Source organism: Pseudomonas fluorescens group sp. PF-69 (genome assembly GCF_054481235.1).
In genome coordinates this window covers 1,139,939-1,158,111 of the sequence record NZ_JBTMNC010000001.1, presented here as the reverse complement: position 1 = coordinate 1,158,111, position 18,173 = coordinate 1,139,939, and the positions used below count along the sequence as shown (strand labels likewise).

General features: G+C 60.9%; 16 protein-coding genes and 2 pseudogenes. 6 read left to right on the top strand and 12 right to left on the bottom strand.

Annotation, left to right across the window (positions count from 1 at the left end):
* Positions 1 to 55: 55 nt before the first annotated feature.
* Genes ACX3YF_RS05220 through ACX3YF_RS05195 form a run of 6 tightly spaced genes read right to left on the bottom strand, consistent with a single transcriptional unit; the run spans position 56 to position 4,304 of the window.
* Positions 56 to 1,735, bottom strand: coding sequence for an AMP-binding protein (locus tag ACX3YF_RS05220; RefSeq protein WP_458973486.1), 1,680 nt, complete (start codon positions 1,733 to 1,735; stop codon positions 56 to 58).
* A complete protein-coding gene (locus ACX3YF_RS05215; RefSeq protein ID WP_130205072.1) occupies positions 1,732 to 2,277 on the bottom strand; it encodes a COG4648 family protein in 546 nt (181 codons plus the stop codon). Before ACX3YF_RS05215 ends, ACX3YF_RS05220 begins: the two co-directional genes overlap by 4 nt.
* The gene (locus tag ACX3YF_RS05210; RefSeq protein WP_028622164.1) at positions 2,274 to 2,528 is read right to left on the bottom strand and encodes an acyl carrier protein; all 255 of its coding nucleotides are present in this window, start codon (positions 2,526 to 2,528) and stop codon (positions 2,274 to 2,276) included. The genes ACX3YF_RS05215 and ACX3YF_RS05210 overlap by 4 nt, the downstream gene beginning before the upstream one ends.
* Before the next feature lie 9 nt (positions 2,529 to 2,537).
* A complete protein-coding gene (locus tag ACX3YF_RS05205) occupies positions 2,538 to 2,813 on the bottom strand; it encodes a phosphopantetheine-binding protein (RefSeq protein WP_130205071.1) in 276 nt (91 codons plus the stop codon).
* The gene (locus ACX3YF_RS05200; RefSeq protein WP_130205069.1) at positions 2,794 to 3,603 is read right to left on the bottom strand and encodes a lysophospholipid acyltransferase family protein; all 810 of its coding nucleotides are present in this window, start codon (positions 3,601 to 3,603) and stop codon (positions 2,794 to 2,796) included. Before ACX3YF_RS05200 ends, ACX3YF_RS05205 begins: the two co-directional genes overlap by 20 nt.
* Positions 3,579 to 4,304, bottom strand: coding sequence for a beta-ketoacyl synthase chain length factor (locus ACX3YF_RS05195; protein WP_454837720.1), 726 nt, complete (start codon positions 4,302 to 4,304; stop codon positions 3,579 to 3,581). The genes ACX3YF_RS05200 and ACX3YF_RS05195 overlap by 25 nt, the downstream gene beginning before the upstream one ends.
* Before the next feature lie 345 nt (positions 4,305 to 4,649).
* Between ACX3YF_RS05195 and ACX3YF_RS05190 the strand changes: the two genes are divergently transcribed.
* Complete coding sequence (locus tag ACX3YF_RS05190; protein ID WP_130205065.1) at positions 4,650 to 5,420, top strand: ParA family protein; 771 nt, start codon at positions 4,650 to 4,652, stop codon at positions 5,418 to 5,420.
* Positions 5,421 to 5,541: 121 nt separating this feature from the next.
* On the opposite strand, the gene trxC is transcribed toward ACX3YF_RS05190, so the two are convergent.
* On the bottom strand, positions 5,542 to 5,976 hold the full coding sequence (gene trxC / locus ACX3YF_RS05185) for a thioredoxin TrxC (RefSeq protein ID WP_130205063.1): 435 nt from the start codon (positions 5,974 to 5,976) through the stop codon (positions 5,542 to 5,544).
* A gap of 214 nt (positions 5,977 to 6,190) precedes the next feature.
* Here trxC and ACX3YF_RS05180 point away from each other — a divergent pair, with 214 nt between their 5' ends.
* Positions 6,191 to 6,625, top strand: a complete 435-nt coding sequence (locus ACX3YF_RS05180) for a hypothetical protein (RefSeq protein ID WP_130205061.1) — start codon at positions 6,191 to 6,193, stop codon at positions 6,623 to 6,625.
* 79 nt (positions 6,626 to 6,704) lie between these two features.
* Here the strand turns inward: ACX3YF_RS05180 and selO are convergent, their stop codons facing one another.
* From selO to ACX3YF_RS05155, 5 genes and pseudogenes are all read right to left on the bottom strand, one after another.
* Positions 6,705 to 8,168: a protein adenylyltransferase SelO gene (gene selO, locus ACX3YF_RS05175; protein WP_458973485.1), complete on the bottom strand. Its 1,464-nt coding sequence runs from the start codon at positions 8,166 to 8,168 to the stop codon at positions 6,705 to 6,707.
* 48 nt (positions 8,169 to 8,216) lie between these two features.
* Positions 8,217 to 11,567 carry a mechanosensitive channel MscK gene (gene mscK, locus ACX3YF_RS05170; RefSeq protein ID WP_288098386.1) on the bottom strand — a complete coding sequence of 1,117 codons (3,351 nt, stop codon included), beginning with the start codon at positions 11,565 to 11,567 and terminating at the stop codon, positions 8,217 to 8,219.
* Positions 11,568 to 11,602: 35 nt separating this feature from the next.
* Positions 11,603 to 13,345 (bottom strand): potassium/proton antiporter, encoded by a 1,743-nt coding sequence (locus ACX3YF_RS05165; protein WP_130205055.1) that lies wholly within the window; start codon positions 13,343 to 13,345, stop codon positions 11,603 to 11,605.
* Between the two features lie 148 nt (positions 13,346 to 13,493).
* Positions 13,494 to 14,357 (bottom strand): methyl-accepting chemotaxis protein, encoded by an 864-nt coding sequence (locus tag ACX3YF_RS05160; protein WP_458974828.1) that lies wholly within the window; start codon positions 14,355 to 14,357, stop codon positions 13,494 to 13,496.
* Positions 14,349 to 15,104, bottom strand: a pseudogene (locus ACX3YF_RS05155) (MCP four helix bundle domain-containing protein); the annotation flags it as partial. The pseudogene ACX3YF_RS05155 and the gene ACX3YF_RS05160, both read right to left, overlap by 9 nt.
* A 403-nt stretch (positions 15,105 to 15,507) precedes the next feature.
* Between ACX3YF_RS05155 and ACX3YF_RS05150 the strand changes: the two are divergent.
* From ACX3YF_RS05150 to ACX3YF_RS05135, 4 genes and pseudogenes are all read left to right on the top strand, one after another.
* Entirely contained in the window at positions 15,508 to 15,738 is a 231-nt protein-coding gene (locus ACX3YF_RS05150) for a hypothetical protein (protein WP_047536565.1), read from the top strand.
* Positions 15,735 to 16,037, top strand: a complete 303-nt coding sequence (locus ACX3YF_RS05145; protein WP_047536567.1) for a cell division protein ZapA — start codon at positions 15,735 to 15,737, stop codon at positions 16,035 to 16,037. Before ACX3YF_RS05150 ends, ACX3YF_RS05145 begins: the two co-directional genes overlap by 4 nt.
* A gap of 100 nt (positions 16,038 to 16,137) precedes the next feature.
* A pseudogene (locus tag ACX3YF_RS05140) lies at positions 16,138 to 17,226 on the top strand (HAMP domain-containing protein); the annotation flags it as partial.
* An 18-nt stretch (positions 17,227 to 17,244) separates the two neighbouring features.
* Positions 17,245 to 18,090 carry a methyl-accepting chemotaxis protein gene (locus tag ACX3YF_RS05135; RefSeq protein WP_458952138.1) on the top strand — a complete coding sequence of 282 codons (846 nt, stop codon included), beginning with the start codon at positions 17,245 to 17,247 and terminating at the stop codon, positions 18,088 to 18,090.
* Positions 18,091 to 18,173: the final 83 nt, after the last annotated feature.

Sequence of the window (18,173 nt, the reverse complement as noted above, 5' to 3'; positions counted from 1 at the left end):
AAACCCAATGTGGGAGCGAGCCTGCTCGCGATTGAGTGCGCAGCACTCACCAAAGCTACACATGCGCAGCCTCCAGCAAAATCCGCCCGCTGGAGCAGGTGGCGGTTTCATTGCGGTAGGCGAAGTACAACTTGCTGCGCACCGGGTCGAAACGCAGGTGCAACTGGACTTCATCGCCGGGGCGCACCAGTTGCTGGAACTTCAGCACTTCCATGCCGGCGAATTTTTCCGGCAGGTTCATCAATTGCTGGCCGAGCTTCAGCGCCCACTCCACTTGCACCACACCGGGCAACACCGGCGCCCGGGGGAAATGGCCGCTGAAGTAGGCGAGGTCGGGCGGCACGGCCAGTTGCAGGCTCCACTCGCCTTCGGTTTCGACTTGCTCCAGCACCTCTGGTGCCTTGGGACGCGGCGCCAGCAGCAGGGCTTCGACATCGGCCTGGGGCAGTTTGCCCTGGCTGTTCAGCGGCAGTTGTCGCAGCAGGCGCCAGCGCCGTGGCAGGGCCAGGGCTTCGCAATGCTGGCTGAGGTGTTGGCGCAATTCCTGGGTGAGGGTGCGTCGGCCTTGATTGCGCAGGGCGTGCAACCCCGATTCGCTCAGGACCAGCAACGCGCCCAGGGAGGCGCGGTTTTCCTGAACCACGCCAAGCCGCGCTTCGACGACCCACTCATGCTCCATCAAGGCCTTTTCCAGCATCGGCAGGGAGATGCGCTTTTCTTCCAGTTTGACGATCCGGTCCAGCCGTCCGAGCAGTTCGAAACGGCCATCCGCCGCGATGCGCGCCGCGTCGGCGGTGTGTTCGACGTGACCGGCCGGCAAGTAAGAAGAGGTGATCAGCAGCGCGCCGTCGTTGTCCTGGCTCAATGCTACGTCGGCGAAGGGCTGCCACAGATCGTGGCCCTGACGCCAGGCAATCCCGCCGGTTTCCGAACTGCCGAAAATTTCCGTCGGCCATTGATGCAGGCGTTGGTGCAGGCTTTGTGCGGCGTCTGCCGGCAGTGCGCCGCCAGACGAAAATACCCGGCGCACCGCGCTCAAGGCCGGCCAGTCGAGGTTGTCACCCATGCGCTTGAGCAGCGCCGGGCTGGCGACCCAGGCAAAGGCCGGGTGCTCGCGACTGGCGCGTTGCAGGTCTTCCGGAAAGGCCAGTTGCCTGCGCACGAACGAACGCCCGGCGCACAGCGGCCACAGCACCCGAAACAGCAGGCCGTAAATGTGTTGAGTCGCCACGCTGCCGATGATGCAGGCCGGGCCCAGGTCGGCGCCCCACAGTTGCTCCAGGGCTTGGACTTCGTTGACCAGTTGGCGCAGGGTTTTGTCGATGCGCTTGGGTTCGCCGCTGGAGCCGGACGTGCACAGGCTCAGGGCGCAACGGTCCAGGTCCAGCGCCGCCGCGTCGAGGGGGGCGGCGTTGAAATCGGACAGGTGCGCGTCATCGGGCTGATCGGTCAGCCACAGGTCGACCTCGCTCGACCAGCGCTGGCGGGTCTGGGCTTGCAGATCGGTCGGCAGCAAGACACTGACGCCGGCACGCCAGGCACCGAGCAGGGCGATCGCCAGGTCGGCGGCGTCTTCAAGGTGCACGGCAATGCGCTGCACACCCTGGGCTTGCAGGCCGGCGGCCAGGCTCAGAGCCTGGGCGCACAGTTGTGCGTGATTGAGCGGTGGTTCGGCCGTTACGGCACGATCCGCTTCAGCCTTGAGCAACAGCTGCTCAAGTTTTATCCAATTCATGGGCGGCCTCGTACCCGTTGTCGTATTAGCCATTCAATAGCAAACATCAGGCCTATCAATCCGTAGGAAATCAGGCCGGTGTATAACATCCACCAGCTCAGCGGCGCCCACAGTGTCAGGGCGGCAGCACACAAACCGTTGCAGAGAAAAAAAACGCTCCAGGCGATGGTCACCTGGCGGGTGTAACGAACGCCTTTGGCCGGCAGGTGCGGTTCACGCAGACGGGCCAGGCGTTCGACCATGGGCGGGCCGTATATCAGGCTGAGCCCGAACAGCGCCAGCATGAAACCGCTGATCAGCACCGGATACCAGCGCAACAGCACCGGGCTGTCGAACAGCGCCAGCAACAGGCAGAACACGATCGCCACGGTGGCCATCCACAGGCTGCCGGGGCGTCGCCGACCGGTCAGTGCGCGGGCCAGCCACAGGCTGCCCAGCAGCAGTCCGAACTGCCACGGGGCGAAGTGCTCCATGCCGAAATACACCGCAAAGGGGTACAGCAGGCCCGCCAGCAGCAGGCCGAGGCCAATCAATCGGCTCATGCGGCCGGTTGAACCAGACGGTAGACCGCCTCGACCACGTCGCTGACGGTGCGCACCGATTTGAATTCTTCGGCGGCGATTTTCTTGCCGGTCTGACGTTTGATGTGATCGATCAGGTCGACTGCGTCGATGCTGTCGATTTCCAGGTCCTGATACAGGTTGGATTCGAGGCTCACACGCTCGGGCTCCAGCTCGAACAGCTCCACCAAGGCATCGCGCAGGGTGTTGAAAATGTCGTCACGAGTTTGCATGGTCCGGTCTCAAGCTGCCTGTTTTGCGGTGACGAACGCCGCAAGGCTCGCCACGTTACTGAAGTGATTACGCGTGTCCTTGGCGTCGGCATCGATTTTGATGCCGTATTTTTTCTGGATCGCCAGGCCGAGTTCCAGCGCGTCTACCGAGTCCAGGCCCAGGCCTTCGCCGAACAGCGTCTGCTCGTCGCCGATGTCTTGGGCGCTGATGTCTTCGAGGCCGAGGGCTTCGATGATCAGGTCTTTTATTTCCAGCACCAGGTGCTTAGTGTGCAGATCGCTCATCTTCGGCGAGCTCCTTAATGAAGTAAGAATGCAGATAGTCGTTGAGCTTGCGCGAGGCTTGCGGAGCCGGGCCCAGCGCGGCGAAGGCCTGTGGGTCTATATCGGCCCCGACACGAAAACTGAAGTGCACGCGTCGTTTCGGGATCCGATACCAGGGCTCGGCCTTGGTCAATGTGGTCGGGCTGACCTTGATAACGACCGGGGTGAGGATTTTCGCACCCCGCAGCGCTATTGCCGCCGCCCCCCGATGAAAGGCCGGCGCCTGGCCCGGTTGGGTGCGGGTGCCTTCGGGAAAGATGATCAGGGTCTGGCCGCTTTTCAGTGCATCGGCGGCGGCATCGAGCATCTCCATGCTGCCGTCGTTGCTGATGTAGTCGGTGCGGCGCAACGGGCCGCGGGTGAACGGGTTTTCCCACAGGCTCTGCTTGACCACGCAGTTGCTGTGGCGCACCAGGCCAATCAGGAACACCACGTCGATCAGCGACGGGTGATTGGCAATGATCATCTGCCCCGGACGGCCTAGTTTTTCCGCGCCTTGAATGTCGTAGGTCAGCACACCGACACGGGCCATGAAACGGACGAAAAACCAGAAGCAGCGACTGACGGTTTGGCGCGCGCGCAAGCGGTGGGTCCGGGCATCGCCCGGCAGGCAACCGAGCAGCGGAAAAATCACCAGGCGCAGGCACATCCCGCCCACCCCGAACAGGGTGAAGCTTGCGGCGGTCGCCAGCAGGCGCCAGTAATAGGCGTCGCGGTTTTTCTCGGTCACGGGTTGCGTTGCCAGGTCCATACACGATTTTTCCAGGCATGTTGGCAGGTGGTTTGCTGGCCCAGCAGCATGCACAACAGATTCAGCGCATGGGGCCAGCGAACGTTGGACAACGCATCCACGGGGCTGTTCAGGGACAGCTGCCAGTCATTTCCCGGGGTGATCAGCAGGCCGACGGCATACGGGAAGGGCACGTCGTCGATCCAGGTCGAGTAGGCCTGGGGCGGTTGTTCTTCGGTGATGATCACTAATACTGCGGGCGCGCCTTCGTTCAGCAGTGCCGCAGCCTCCAGCATGCCATTTTCCAGGCCATCGCCAGCCGCGGCCAGGGCGGTCATTTCGCTGGTTTCGCCGCGCATGATCGACCACAGGCCAATGATCGCGTTGTGCACGGAAAGGCTGAACTGGGTCGGCGACAGCGGCTGCTCAGCGGCCAGATCGCTGAGGATGTCGAAGGTCCGAGGGGTTTCGCCGTGACGGGAAATGAAGACCAGCGGCAAGTCCTGGCGACCCTCGGCCAATGGCCAGCCGACACTGAAGGCCATCCGCGCCAGACGGCTGAGACGCCGGCGCTGCATGGCCGGCAGAAACGACACGTCAGGGGCTGCATCGCTGCCTGGCAGCGCGACGGGCTGTTGGCACCAGGCCTGCCAATCGTCCACGCTCTCGAGTCCCGGGGCCCACGCGCGCCATTGGGCGATGTTGAAGTTGATCACAGACATTCATCCCGCCCTTGCGGGCTTGCTTGACGCGGTGATGACTGAAAGCCACGACTCACCCGCGCGGCGCTTGGCGCCGAGTGGCGCGCATTATCGCGGTGCGGCGAACGCGTAGCAAATATTGGTTACATTTTGCTCAGCGTTATGTACAGAACAGGTTCGAAAAAATTGAACATTTGACAATTATTCCGATTGTTGCACGGCCCGTTTGTCGGTTCTGTTGGTGATTCATGCCGTTTTTTTGAGGCGGGGTCGCCACTGAGCGTGCAGTCCCTCTCCAACGAGGTAGCGAAGCAGCGCCGAGGACCACTACACTCGGTCATTCTTTGATACACGGAGGTTTTGACAATGCGGCGCGTGGTGTTCAATCAGAAAGGTGGCGTAGGCAAGTCCAGTATTGCCTGCAATCTGGCGGCGGTCAGTGCCAGCGAGGGTTATCGCACCCTGTTAGTGGACCTCGATGCCCAGGCCAACTCCACTCAGTATCTGACGGGACTTACCGGCGATGATATCCCGATGGGTATTGCCGACTTTTTCAAGCAAACCCTGTCTTCCGGGCCGTTCTCCAAAAAGAACAAGGTCGATATCTACGAAACCCCGTTCGATAACCTGCATGTCATCACGGCCACGGCCGAGCTGGCGGATTTGCAGCCAAAGCTTGAAGCCAAGCACAAGATCAACAAGCTGCGTAAGTTGCTCGAAGAACTCGGTGAAGATTACGACCGTATCTACCTCGACACGCCGCCCGCGCTGAATTTTTACGCGGTATCGGCACTGATTGCCGCCGATCGTGTGCTGATCCCCTTCGATTGCGACAGTTTTTCGCGCCAGGCCCTCTATGGTCTGCTGGCGGAAATCGAAGAATTGAAGGAGGACCACAACGAAGGGCTGGAAGTCGAGGGCATCGTGGTCAATCAGTTCCAGGCCCGGGCCAGCCTGCCGCAGCAAATCCTTGACGAACTGATCGCCGAAGGGCTTCCGGTGCTGCCGGTGTACCTGGCCAGTTCGGTGCGCATGCGCGAATCCCACCAGGCCAATACGCCGCTGATCCATCTCGACCCGCGGCACAAGCTGACCCAACAGTTCGTCGAACTGCACAATCTGCTGGAAAACGCCTGATCCTTTCTGATTGCAAAAAAAACTGTGGGAGCGGGCTTGCTCGCGATGAGGGCTTCATATTCAACGTCTTTGTTGACTGATCCAGCGCCATCGCGAGCAGGCTCGCTCCCACAGGTGTCCTTCAGATTCCTTGGCTACGCAACCAGCTCATCAGCTGCGGCAACGGGAAGGCCCCGCTCTGGCGGGCAACTTCCCGGCCGTTCTTGAACAGAATCAGGCTCGGAATCGAGCGAATGCCCAACTGCGCCGACAATTGCTGGTTCGCCTCGCTGTCCAGCTTGGCCAGTCGACACTTGCCCGCCAATTGCCCGGCCGCCTGCTCGAACACCGGTGCAAACGACTTGCACGGCCCGCACCAGTCCGCCCAGACGTCCACCAGAAGCGGCAAATCGCCCTTGATCTGGCTGGCGTAATCGCCTTGTTTGAGCTCAAACGGTTTGTTCAGCAGTACCTCGGCCTTGCAGCGTCCGCATTTGGGGTGGTCGTTCAGGCGTTCGGCCGGGATGCGGTTGAGGCCGTTGCAGTGGGGGCAGGGGATGAGGAGTGGGGACGTCATGATTATTTCTCGGCAGGCAATCTGTGAAGCAGATCTGGTGGCGGAATCTCGTTTATCAAGAAGGAAGTATGTAGGTCATTACCCTCTTTAGATAAAGAAAATCCTTACATGCATTGGCGTATGAGCTGACTTCGCACTCAATATCAGGCCGTTAGTCTGACGCTTTTCGTGCGGCTCTGTGGCCGGCGTTTTCAACTGAAGGGATTTAACAGTCATGAGCGACACAAATGAGCCCGCTTCGGGCGCCGAGTCCACTACTTACAATGATGTGAACATGAGTTGCGGTCATTGCAGTTCGTGGCTGACACCTTCGTATCAGCAGGCGTTTGAGCTGATTCAGCTACAGCCGATCTCTTGCGATCATTGCGGTTCGGATCTGTTGCTTGAGGAAGGCGACCGTCAGGTGTTGGACAAGAAGCTGAAAACAGCCGCCCGCGTGGGAAAGCTGGCCACACTGATTATGCTGCCGTATTTCTTGATCGGTCTGGTCGTGAGTCTCAACTCGCCATTCCCTGGATTTTCAGGTTTGTTGGTGGGGGTTGGCATTGTACTGGCGTTCATTATCAAGAGTGTCGCCACGGTTAACATTGATCGCGATTTTGTGCTGTTCAAGCACGGTGAACGGCCTGAGCCGGCTCAGGCTGATTGATGCAACGATTTTTCGGCTCGAAATCCGAGCCTGGAAGATTGCTTCAGTGTTTTGACTAGGTGTTTATCGGAATATCAACTCACGACGAACAACTGATCTCCAGATGCTTGCCCCATTCCGGTGGCCGTTCGGCGTAGCTTTCCATCCCCGGTTGCTCCTCGAACGGCTTGCTCAGCACCGCGTGCAGCCGTCGGACTTCCGAGTAATCGCCACGTTCCGCCGCATCGATGGCCTTTTGTGCCAGGTAATTGCGCAGGATGTACAGCGGGTTGACCGCCTGCATCCGGGCACGGCGTTGTTCCTGGTCCAGCTCGCCTTCCCGGGCGACCCGGGCGGTGTACCGTTCGCCCCAGGTATCGAAACCCTTGAGGTCGACGAAGTCATCGCGCAAACGAGCGACGGCGGCTTCGGGGGATTCTTCGCCCAGGCGGCGGAAGAACAGGCTGTAATCGACGCCGCTGTTCTGCATCAATTGCAGCAAGTGCTCCAGCAGTTTCTGGTCATCGTCTTCGGCCGTGGTCAGGCCGAGGCGGCGACGCATCAGGTCGAGGTAATGGGCCTGGAACAGCGGCAGGTACAGCCCCAGGGTTTCGCGCAGGGCCTCGACGCTGATGAACGGCGTCAGGGCCTGAGCCAGGGCGCTGAGGTTCCATTGGCCGATGGGCACCTGATTGCTGAAGGAATAGCGGCCCTGATCATCGGAGTGGTTGCAGATGAAGTTGGCGTCGAAGTCGTCGAGGAAGGCGAACGGGCCGAAGTCGAAGGTGATGCCCAGGATCGACATGTTGTCGGTGTTCATCACCCCGTGGCAAAAGCCGTACGCCTGCCATTTTGCGATCAGTTCGGCATTGCGCTCGACGATCTCGCGGAACATCGCCAGGTAGGGTTCCGGCTGTTCCAGGCATTCTGGAAAGTGCATGGCGAGGATGTGGCCGCCGAGTTCTTTCTGCTGCTCGGGACGTTTGGTGTAGTAGAAATACTCGAAATGCCCGAAGCGCACATGGCTCGGTGCCAGGCGCAGGGCCATGGCTGCCCGTTCCTGCTTTTCGCGCCAGACCGGCGTATCCGAACCGATCACGCACAGCGCCCGGGTGGTCGGGATGTTCAGGGCGTGCAGGGCTTCGGAGGCGAGGAATTCACGGATCGACGAGCGCAGCACCGCCCGTCCGTCGCCCATGCGCGAAAAGGGCGTCTGGCCGGCACCCTTGAGGTGCAGGTCCCAGTGTTCGCCGGCCTCGTTGTACACCTCGCCCAGCAATAATCCGCGCCCGTCGCCCAGCTGCGGGTTGTAGGAGCCGAACTGATGACCGGAGTAGACCATTGCCCTGGGAATGGCATCGGCCCACAGCTTGTGGCCGCTGAACAACTCGGCGAACTCTTGGGTTTCAGCGACGGCCGGGTCGAGGTCCAGTAGCGCCATGGCGGCAGGGCTGGCCACGACCAGGCGCGGGTTGTCGATGGGCTCGGGCAACACATGGGCGGAAAACGCATCGCCCAGGCGGTCGAAGCGGTTATCGAAGGTCAGTTCGTCGAGGGCTTTCAAAGGCCGTCTCCAGCAGAATGTCCGAGCATTCTGCTGGGGAATGGCCGGTTAGTCGAGTTTGGCGGCGGGCGGTTCTTGCTGCGGTTTGCCATCAATCGGCGGCACGATGGTTTTGGTTTCCGGTTCGACCGGCACCAACTTGTACTCATCACCGTGGAGGTTCTTGAGGTAGACCTCCATCTGCCGGAACGAGATGTTGATGTGCTGCCTCTTGAACTCGCGGTTGATGAAGCGGTTGACCTCGTCGATCACCGGGTTGCGGTCGCCGAGATCGCGCACGTGCATGCGCAATTCGTGGTCGAGGGTGCTTTCGCCGAAGTTCAGGAAGTACACGGTCGGTTCCGGTTCCTTCAGCACGCGCGGGTTTTCCCGTGCGGCCTTGAGCAGCAGCTCCTTCACCAGGTCCAGGTCGGAACCGTAGTCCACACCGAGCTTGAGGGTCACCCGGGTGATGGTGTCGGTCAGCGACCAGTTGATCAATTGCCCGGTAATGAACGTCTTGTTCGGGACAATGATGTCCTTGCGGTCGAAGTCGGTGATGGTGGTGGCACGGATGCGGATCTTGCTCACCGTGCCCGACAGGTTGCCGATGGTGATGGTATCGCCGATCCGCACCGGGCGTTCGAACAGGATCATGATGCCGGAGATGAAGTTGGCGAAGATCTCCTGCATGCCGAAACCGAGGCCGACCGAGAGGGCCGCCACCAGCCATTGCAACTTGTCCCAGCTCACGCCAAGGGTCGACAGTGTCGAGACGAAACCGACGCCGGCGATCACGTAGGACAGCAGTGTGGTGGTGGCGTAGGCGCTGCCCTGGGCCAGGTTGAGCTTCGACAGCACGAACACTTCCAGCAGGCCCGGCAAGTTGCGCGCCAGGGCGAAGGTGATGCCGATGATGATCAGCGCGCCGAGCATGTCGCCGATGCTGATCGGCACCATGCTCATGTTGGCGCCGGTGCCGCTGGTGTATTCGTAGAGGGTGATGTTGTCCAGGTACGAAAACACGGTGATCAAGTCAGCCCAGACCCAATACAGCGCTGCCATGAAGCCGCCGAGCAGTGCCAGGCGGATCAGGCGCAGGGACTGTTCGTTGACCTTTTCGATGTCCATGGTCGGTTCTTCGATGACCGCTTCGCCGTCGCCGGCCTCTTTGGCCGCCTGACGCTTGGCCAGGGCGCGCTGGTAGGCCAGTCGCCGGGCGGCCACGCTGAGGCCGCGCACGAAGGTGGCCTCGATCACCAGCCAGAACATCAGCAGGTAGAGGGTGTTGATCAAGCGGTCGCTGAGTTTGAGCGCGGTGTAGTAGTAGCCGAAGCACACGGCGACGAACAAGGCGACGGGCAGGGCCGTGAACAGAATCCCCACCACTTTGCGGAACAGTGAAGCGGTTTCGTGGTTCGGGCTGCTGATCAGCAGGCGGCTGAGCAACAAGGTCATCAGGGCGTAGCAGATCAGCACCACCGGCATGCCGAGCACGTCATCGGCCAGCGCCGCCGGTTGCAGTTCGGCCACCGCCACCACGGTGACCAGAGCCATGACGACCATGCCCAGGCGGCGGATCCAGCCGCGCAGGAATTCGACCTGGGGCTTTTCCCAGCGGAAATGCAGTTCTGCCACACCGCCCGGCGCGAGGATCCGATAGGCGGTGTAGAACACCAGCCAGGCCCCGGCCATTTGCAGTAACGCCGCGCCCATACTGGCGTTCTGCCCTCGGGCGTCGATTTGCAGGGCCAGGCCGCACAAGGCCAGGCCCAGCGAGACCGGCATCGCCAGCAGGATGTTGATCAGGATCGCCTGGGGCGTGTGCCACTGGCTGTCGCGCTTGAAGTGGCCGATGTCCTGGTGAACCTTGTTCAGGCGCGCATACAGACTCTTGCGTCGCCACAGCAGGGCACCGATCAACAGCGCCAGGGGCAGGAACAACAGCGGTCGCTGGGTCAGGCCATCGGTCAGTTCGCTCAGGCTTGAGGCCCACGGCAGGCTATCGACCTGGCGTTGCAGGCGTTCCGGCACGCTGCGCATCCATTCGAGGTCCAGCGGTTTGTTGCTGGGAATCCAGAACATCTGCTCATCCAGCGTCGCCCGCAGGCTTTGCGCGGTGCTGAGCAGTTGCTTCTGATTCAGTTGCAGCGTGATCGATTCATTGAGCATCGCGCTCAGTTCACGGTTCAGGCGCTCCAGCAGGTCGACGCGGGTGGTGGCCAGTTCCATCAGGCTTTTGCGCAGTTGCGGGGTCACTTGCTCCGGTGGCTGGGTCGACAGCAGGTTGTCGACATAAGTGGCCGGGTTGCTGAGCAATTCCCGTTGCTGGCTGACTTCGAACTGATACAGGCGAATGTCGGCGATCTGGTCGGCCAGATTGCGATCGACCCTCAGGCGCGGCAGGGCCTGTTTTTGTTTATAGAGAATCTTGGACAGCAGCAGGCTGCCCTTGAGCACGCTGATTTGCTCATCCAGGGCGGAATCGCTCTGGGTCACGCTGTCCAGTTGTTGCTTGGTTTGCAGGTTCTGCTGAGTAACCTCGTTGAGGCGGTCAGTGCTCTTGAGCAGGTAGTCGGAGAGCTTCAGGTTGGCCGTGCTTTCGGTGGCCAGCAGGCTGCTGCCCCCGGCTTTCTGCGCTTCGATGGACTGCTGCGTCACGGTTTCCTGGGATTGGGCCAGACGCTTCTGGTTGATCAGGTTTTGCAGCTCCTGGATTTCCTGATCGAGACGGTCGGATTTTTCCGAGAGCAAGTCATGCTGGCTGTTGCCCAAATCCTGCAGCTGGGTATTGCCGGCCAGTTCCTGGCGACGGAGCGGAATCAGCGCATTGAGTGCCGCCAGCTCGGCGTTGAGCTGGTCGCGCTGCTCGGCGCTCAAGGTCTTGCCGCTGTCCTTGCCGGTCTTGAGGATGTTGTTGATCTGCTGGATGCGCGTCTGGCTGGCGGAAATTTCCGCCTGGGCGCGCTCGGGGCGCGTCTGCGCGGTGATGATCAGGCTGTTGGCATCGCCCAGGGCTTTCTGCAGATCGCTTTGCTGGGTCGAGCGCTCGGTCAGCATTTGCTCGAGTTGCTGAATCGACTCCTTGGAAAAGCGTTGCGCCACCGGCACTACGCTGCTGGCCTTGATACGGGCCAGTTCACGCTGGCTCTCGATGGTCTGTTTGGGGGCGCTGGCCAATAGCTGCTTGAGATCACTGAGCTTTTGCTCGTAATCACGCCGGTTGTTGAGCTGTGTCAGCGTGTTTTGCAGGACCGATTGCAGGGCCTTTTGATCGGCTTCCGGCAGTTTGCGGTCGGCGATCTTGTCCAGGCTCGCCTGCACGGCTTCGCGGGTGGGCGGTTCGGCGGCTTGTAACGTACCGACGGAGAGACTCAGGCCCAGGAGGACCATGACGAAAAAGGTGCGCAGGCTTGACATAGAGACCGATCAAAAAGCGAAACGAAGAATGGAGTTTAGAGGAAGAGTCCGGGCCCCGGGCGACTTCCTTCGGGGAATCTGACGCCCACTTTGCCGATCTTGTTCCCGTCCATCACCGCGACGGTCCAGATCGTGTTGTTCCACTCCACCTGGTCGCCGACGACTGGAGCACCGCCCACTTTCTGGGCAATGAAGTGGCCCAGGGACATGTCCGGGTCAATGCCTTCGACTTTCAACCCGTACAGGGCCGCAACCGCAGCCAGCTGGGCATCTCCTTCGAGTACGAAGTCGCCGAAGAAGCGCAAATCGAGGCCTCGTTGCGGTGCCTGGCTGAACAGTTTTCCGAGGGCCGCAAGGTTGTGTTCATGGCCGATGACACAGAGCAAATCATCGACTTCGAGCACCGTACTACCCGACGGATGGAGCAGTTGCTGGCCACGAAACAGGGCGGCGATGCGGGTGCCTTCGGGCATTTTCAGTTCGCGAAGGGGCGAACCGATGCACCATTTCTCGGCACCGAGGCGATAAACGAACAATTCCCACTCGCTGGTGACGTGCACTTCCAGGGCAGAGCGGGAGATCGGTGCGGGCTCCGGCGGAACGGTCACTTTCAACAGCTTCGCCACCCACGGCAGGCTGGTGCCCTGCACCAGCAGCGAGACCAGCACGATGAAGAACGCCAGGTTGAAGTAGAGCTGGGCGTTGGGCAGTCCGGCCATCAGCGGGAACACCGCCAGAATGATCGGCACCGCGCCGCGTAAGCCGACCCACGAAATGAACGCCTTTTCACGGCCATGGAACGCCTTGAATGGCAGCAGGCCGATCACCACCGACAGCGGTCGGGCAAACAGAATCATCCACAGCGCCAGGCCCAGTGCCGGCAGTGCAATCGGCAGCAGGTCATGGGGCGTGACCAGCAGCCCCAGCACCAGGAACATGCCGATCTGTGCCAGCCAGGCCATGCCATCGAGCATGTGCAGGATGCCGTGGCGACTGCGCACCGGACGGTTGCCGATCACCAGGCCGCACAGGTACACCGCCAGGAAGCCGCTGCCGTGCAAGGCGTTGGTCAGGGCAAACACCACCAGGCCACCGGCGATGACCAGGATCGGATAGAGGCCGGTGGCCAGATTGATGCGGTTGACCAATTGCAGCATGAGCCAGCCGCCGCCCAGGCCAATCAAGCCACCGATACCGAACTCGCGCACCAGGTGGGTCAGCAGGCTCCAGTGCAGGCCGGTCTGGCCGCTGGCGAGCATGTCGATCAGGGTCACGGTGAGGAACACCGCCATCGGATCGTTGCTGCCGGATTCGATTTCCAGGCTCGCGGTCACCCGCTCGTTCAGGCCTTTGCCGCCCAGTAGCGAAAACACCGCCGCGGCGTCGGTGGAGCCGACGATGGCGCCGATCAGCAAGCCTTGAATCAGATTGAGGTCAAACAGCCAGGCGGCGGCCATGCCGGTCAGCCCGGTGGTGATCAACACGCCAATGGTCGCCAGCGACAGCGCCGGCCACAACGCCACGCGGAAACTCGAGACCCGGGTACGTAACCCGCCATCGAGCAGGATCACGGCCAATGCAAGGTTGCCGACCAGATAGGCCGTCGGGTAGTTGTCGAAAATAATGCCACCGCCATCGACACCGGCGGACATGCCGACGGCCAGGATGATCACCAGAATCGGGATGCCGAGGCGCGAGGAAAGTGAGCTCACCAGAATGCTTGCACCTACCAGCAACGCGCCGATCAAGAACAGGCTGTTGATGGTCGTCGCATTCAAAGGCAGTACTCCGGAAAGCTGAGAGGCGGGCACAAACTGACCATGCAGTCTGCGTGCCAGCGATTCTAACCTGTTGAAATGTGATGCTGTCAAAAAGCTTTTGAAACGCAGAACCCTGCAGGCGCGTGCTTGCTCCTACAGAGAGCGGTTACAGGCTAAAGCGTCCGACCATGCTGTTCAGATCCACCGCCAGGCGCGACAACTCATTGCTCGCCGCACTGGTCTGGTTGGCACCGGTGGCCGATTGCACCGACAGGTCACGGATGTTCACCAGGTTGCGGTCCACTTCGCGGGCCACCTGCGCCTGCTCTTCAGCGGCGCTGGCGATGACCAGGTTGCGCTGGTTGATTTCGACGATGGCGCTGTTGATGGTGTCCAGCGACATTCCGGCACCACGGGCGATGTTCAGGGTCGACTCGGCGCGCTCGGTGCTGTTGCGCATCGAATCCACCGCGTGCTCGGTGCCACTCTGGATGCTGCCGATCATGCGTTCGATTTCGCTGGTGGACTGTTGGGTGCGATGGGCCAGGGCCCGTACTTCGTCCGCCACCACGGCAAAGCCGCGACCGGCTTCACCGGCACGGGCAGCCTCGATCGCGGCGTTCAACGCCAGCAGGTTGGTCTGGTCGGCCAGCCCGCGAATCACGTCCAGCACCTTGCCGATGTCGCGGGACTCATTGGCCAGGTCGCCGATCAGGGTCGCGGTGCTTTGCACGTCGGCGCTCATGCGTTCAATGGCGCTGACGGTTTCCTGCACCAGGTCACGGCCATCCCCGGCAGACGCGGTGGCGCTCTGCGAGGCTTCGGAGGTGCTGACGGCATTGCGCGCAACTTCTTCCACGGCGCTGGTCATTTCGTTGACTGCGGTGGCAGCCTGCTCGATCTCGTTGTTCTGCCGGGTCAGGCCGCGAGCGCTTTCGTCGGTGACGCTGTTGAGTTCCTCTGCGGCAGAGGCCAGTTGCGTGGCCGAGCCGGAGATGCGCAGCAGGGTGTCGCGCAGTTTGTCCTGCATCTTCGCCATCGCCGCCAGCAGGCGTCCAGCCTCGTCCTCGCCATCGACCGTAATCGGGCGAGTCAGGTTGCCTTCGGCGATGCTCTCGGCGGCACCCAGGGCATTGGCAATGGGTTTGGTGATGCTGTTGATCAGCAACCAGGCGAGGGCCAGGGTCAGTGCGGTGGCGGCCACCAGCAAGGCGATGACCAGATCGAACGCCGAATCATATTGATCGGCGGCCTGCTGGTTGGTATCGCGGGTCTGTTGGGTATTGATCTCCAGCAGACGGCTCAACACGGCGTTTACAGCCTCGGAGTTGTTGAGCAAATCGGTGTTGAGCAGGTTGCGCAGTTCATCGACCTGATTGTTGCGCGACAGGGTCTTCATCCGATCTTCGATCTGGCGGTATTGCCCCAGCAGTTGCACGTATTGATCGTAGGCCGCGCGTTCCTGCGGGCTGGCGATCAGTTTTTCATAGGTCGCTTGTGCGGCGCGGATCTGCTGGTTGCGCGTCTCCAGCAATTCCATGGTTTTCTGCTGGACGTCCGGTTCGCGATTGACCAGCAAGCGATACGACAGCACGCGCAGGCGCAAGGTGAGTTGGGTGAACTCATCGAGGCTCTGGATGCTCGGCACGCTGTTCAAGGTGATTTCTTCGGCGGCACCACGGATCTTGCTCATCTGATTCAAGGCAAACACCCCCAGAATCATCATCAAGCCGCCGATCAGGGCGAAGCTGAGAAACGCCCGTGGAGCGATATTCATATTACGAAGGGACATGGCGGTTACCGAAAAAGGCGCACCTGAGCGGTGCCGAGGCTGACGTATGGAGGACTTATCGGTCATGCGCCTCAAGTCTTGAGCCCCTGCGCGGTTTTTGCCGTTAACCGGTCGTTATCTGTAGGAGCGAGCCTGCTCGCGATGGACGTCAACGATTACGCGGGCTGTCTGGAAGAACGCGTAATCGTTGACCACCATCGCGAGCGAGCTCGCTCCTACATAAGGGCTGGCGACGAAGTGCAGGAACCAGATGAGCCAATCACAGTCTTTAAAACTCGCGAGGACAGTCGCCGTCAGGAAGATCAAGGCTTTGCGCCCGTATAACCCTGGCATCCACCGTGACTTTTCTTTATCGTACGCGCCCTTTGAAAACCCCGGAAAAATCAAAATGTTGGAAGCATCCCTTAGCCAATTGGAACAACTGGTCAGCGACCTGGTGCAACAGAACCAGGGCTTGCTCAGCACCAATCAGGCCCTGAGCGCAGAACTGGCCCAGGCCAAAGATGAAAACGAAAGCCTGCAACTGAGCCTGATGGAACAGGAAGAGAAGCAGGGCGCCACCGCCGCCCGCATCCAGGCCCTGGTTGAGCGCGTCAGCGCAGGCCCAGTCAGCGCATGAGTTACAACGCCGCAGGGGTAAGAGTCGTCTCGATTCTGGGGGAGGACTATTCGATCAAGGCGCCGGCCGGGGAAGAGCAAACCCTGTTGGACGCTGCAATGATGCTGAAGGCTGCCCTGGCCGACACCAAAAGGAAGTACCCGACGCTGATCGGTGACCGACTGCTGGTGCTGGCCGCGATGAATCTGTGCTCGCAGCAGATCGAAATGCAGAAGCAACACAAGCTCGAACTCGACCGTTACCAAGAGCAAGTCAGCGCCACGGTTGAAGTGATCTCCAAGACGATCAATCAGGCCTGATCGGCTTTGCGCACAACCAAAGAATAAATTGTCGATTTTGTTGTATACAATCGGCACGGCTGTTGCAGTGTTTCAGCCTCTTATTCTTTGGGGGTGCTCCATGCAGTTCTGGCGACGCAGTATTCAATGGCAGTTGATCCTGAGCATGGGCACCGCCCTGCTGGTCAGCATTCTGATTGTGGTTGGCATTTATACCCTCGTGGTCAACCGCCTCGCCGAGCGCTATCTGGTCGAGCAAGCGCTGCCGTCGAGTATCGAAGCGATGCGCAACGACATCGAGCGCATCCTCGTTCAGCCCCTCACCGCCGCCAAGGACATCGCCAGCAACAGCATGGTGCGCGACTGGCTGGCCGAGGGCGAAAGCAGCACCCAGGCCGGTACTTTCACCGCGTACCTCGAAGGCATCCGGGCCGAGCAAAAAGCCTTTACCGCGCTGATTGTCGGCACTGCCTCCAACCATTACTTCACCGAAAAGGGCCTGGACCGCACCCTCAGCCGTACCAACCCCAAGGATGCCTGGTTCTATTCGTTCCTCGACAGCAACCAGCCGCGCACCCTCAATATCGACAACGACACGGCCACCGGAGAATTGGCGCTTTTCATCGACCTTAAAGTCGAGCACGCCGGCAAAGTCGTGGGCGTTGCCGGCCTGGGCCTGAGCATGAAAGAGCTGTCGGAGCTGATCCACAACTTCAGCTTCGGTGAGCGCGGCAAGGTCTATCTCGTGCGTTCCGACGGTTTGATCCAGGTTCATCCCGAGGCGCAGTTCAGCGGCAAACGCACCTTGGTCGAGCAGATCGGTGCGTCAGCCGCCCAAACGGTGATGGGTCAACCTTCCATCTCCAAAACGTCTGCCACCCACAGTGGCTTTGTGCGTGATGGCGAAGATTTCCTCGCATTGAGCCTGCCGCTGCGTGACCTGGGCTGGACCCTGGTGGCCGAAGTGCCGCAGTCGCAGATCTACGCCGAAGCCCGTCGCGCCATGTGGATGAGCAGCGGCATTGGCCTGGCGGTGGCGCTGGTGTGCCTGTTGCTGGTGGTGTTGCTGGCCCGTGGGTTGGTCAGGCCGATTCGTCAGGTAACAGCGGCATTGGTGGCCATTGGTAGCGGTGGTGGAGATTTGACCCATCGGTTAGATTCCAGCCGCGCCGACGAGCTGGGCGATCTGGCTCGCGGCTTCAATCGCTTCCTCGACAGTCAGCGCGACATGATTGGCGAAGTGCTGACCACCAGCGACAAATTGCGCACAGCGGTCGGTCAGGTGGCACGGGTGGTGGATAACACGGCCGAGCGCTCCGGGCGTCAGCAGGAAATGACAGACATGGTCGCCACGGCGGTCCATGAAATGGGCCTGACCGTGCAGGAAATCGCGCAGAACGCCGGCAATGCGGCCGTCGCTTCGCAAAACGCTCGCGATGAGGCGTTGCAGGCACGGGAAGTGGTGGGTGGGTCTATCCGGCACATCGAAAGCATGTCCGATGAAATCGGCGTTGCCGCCAGCGCCGTGGGCGAACTGGCCAATCAGGTGGCTTCCATCGATCAGGTATTGGCGGTGATTCGCGGCATCTCCGAGCAGACCAATTTGCTGGCGCTGAACGCCGCCATCGAGGCGGCGCGGGCCGGTGACATGGGGCGTGGATTCGCCGTGGTGGCCGATGAAGTGCGGACCCTGGCGCGACGCACGCAAACGTCCACCGACGAGATTCAGCAGATGATCGGCAGCCTCAAGCAAGGCGCGGAGAATGCGGTGTCGTCGATGCATTCCGGGCAGGCCGCGACCGGCACCGGGGTTGAGTCGAGCCAGCGCACCGGGGCGTCGTTGACGGCGATTACCGGGCAGGTCGAGCGTATCAGCGACATGAACCACCAAGTGGCGACGGCGACGGAAGAGCAGTCGGCGGTGACTGAAGAAATCAACCGCAACGTGCAGGGCATCTCCGATCTGGCGCGGGCGACAGCGGGGGAGGTCAGGGCTTGTCGGGAGGACTGCCAGACGCTGCAGCGGCTGGCGGATGATCTGGCGCGGCAGATGGGTGGGTTCAAACTCAGTTGATGTGTTGACTGTGGTGACGCCTTCGCGGGCAAGCCCGCTCCCACAGGGTTTGTGTGTTGAACACAGGTTTTGTGAACAACAGG

What these genes read in the sequence shown, in the direction of transcription:
- ACX3YF_RS05220 (WP_458973486.1), bottom strand. Translation starts at nt 1,735, where the DNA reads ATGAATTGGATAAAACTTGAGCAGCTGTTGCTCAAGGCTGAAGCGGAT.
- ACX3YF_RS05215 (WP_130205072.1), bottom strand. Translation starts at nt 2,277, where the DNA reads ATGAGCCGATTGATTGGCCTCGGCCTGCTGCTGGCGGGCCTGCTGTAC.
- ACX3YF_RS05210 (WP_028622164.1), bottom strand. Translation starts at nt 2,528, where the DNA reads ATGCAAACTCGTGACGACATTTTCAACACCCTGCGCGATGCCTTGGTG.
- ACX3YF_RS05205 (WP_130205071.1), bottom strand. Translation starts at nt 2,813, where the DNA reads ATGAGCGATCTGCACACTAAGCACCTGGTGCTGGAAATAAAAGACCTG.
- ACX3YF_RS05200 (WP_130205069.1), bottom strand. Translation starts at nt 3,603, where the DNA reads ATGGACCTGGCAACGCAACCCGTGACCGAGAAAAACCGCGACGCCTAT.
- ACX3YF_RS05195 (WP_454837720.1), bottom strand. Translation starts at nt 4,304, where the DNA reads ATGTCTGTGATCAACTTCAACATCGCCCAATGGCGCGCGTGGGCCCCG.
- ACX3YF_RS05190 (WP_130205065.1), top strand. Translation starts at nt 4,650, where the DNA reads ATGCGGCGCGTGGTGTTCAATCAGAAAGGTGGCGTAGGCAAGTCCAGT.
- trxC (WP_130205063.1), bottom strand. Translation starts at nt 5,976, where the DNA reads ATGACGTCCCCACTCCTCATCCCCTGCCCCCACTGCAACGGCCTCAAC.
- ACX3YF_RS05180 (WP_130205061.1), top strand. Translation starts at nt 6,191, where the DNA reads ATGAGCGACACAAATGAGCCCGCTTCGGGCGCCGAGTCCACTACTTAC.
- mscK (WP_288098386.1), bottom strand. Translation starts at nt 11,567, where the DNA reads ATGTCAAGCCTGCGCACCTTTTTCGTCATGGTCCTCCTGGGCCTGAGT.
- ACX3YF_RS05160 (WP_458974828.1), bottom strand. Translation starts at nt 14,357, where the DNA reads ATGCAGGACAAACTGCGCGACACCCTGCTGCGCATCTCCGGCTCGGCC.
- ACX3YF_RS05150 (WP_047536565.1), top strand. Translation starts at nt 15,508, where the DNA reads ATGTTGGAAGCATCCCTTAGCCAATTGGAACAACTGGTCAGCGACCTG.
- ACX3YF_RS05145 (WP_047536567.1), top strand. Translation starts at nt 15,735, where the DNA reads ATGAGTTACAACGCCGCAGGGGTAAGAGTCGTCTCGATTCTGGGGGAG.
- ACX3YF_RS05135 (WP_458952138.1), top strand. Translation starts at nt 17,245, where the DNA reads ATGATTGGCGAAGTGCTGACCACCAGCGACAAATTGCGCACAGCGGTC.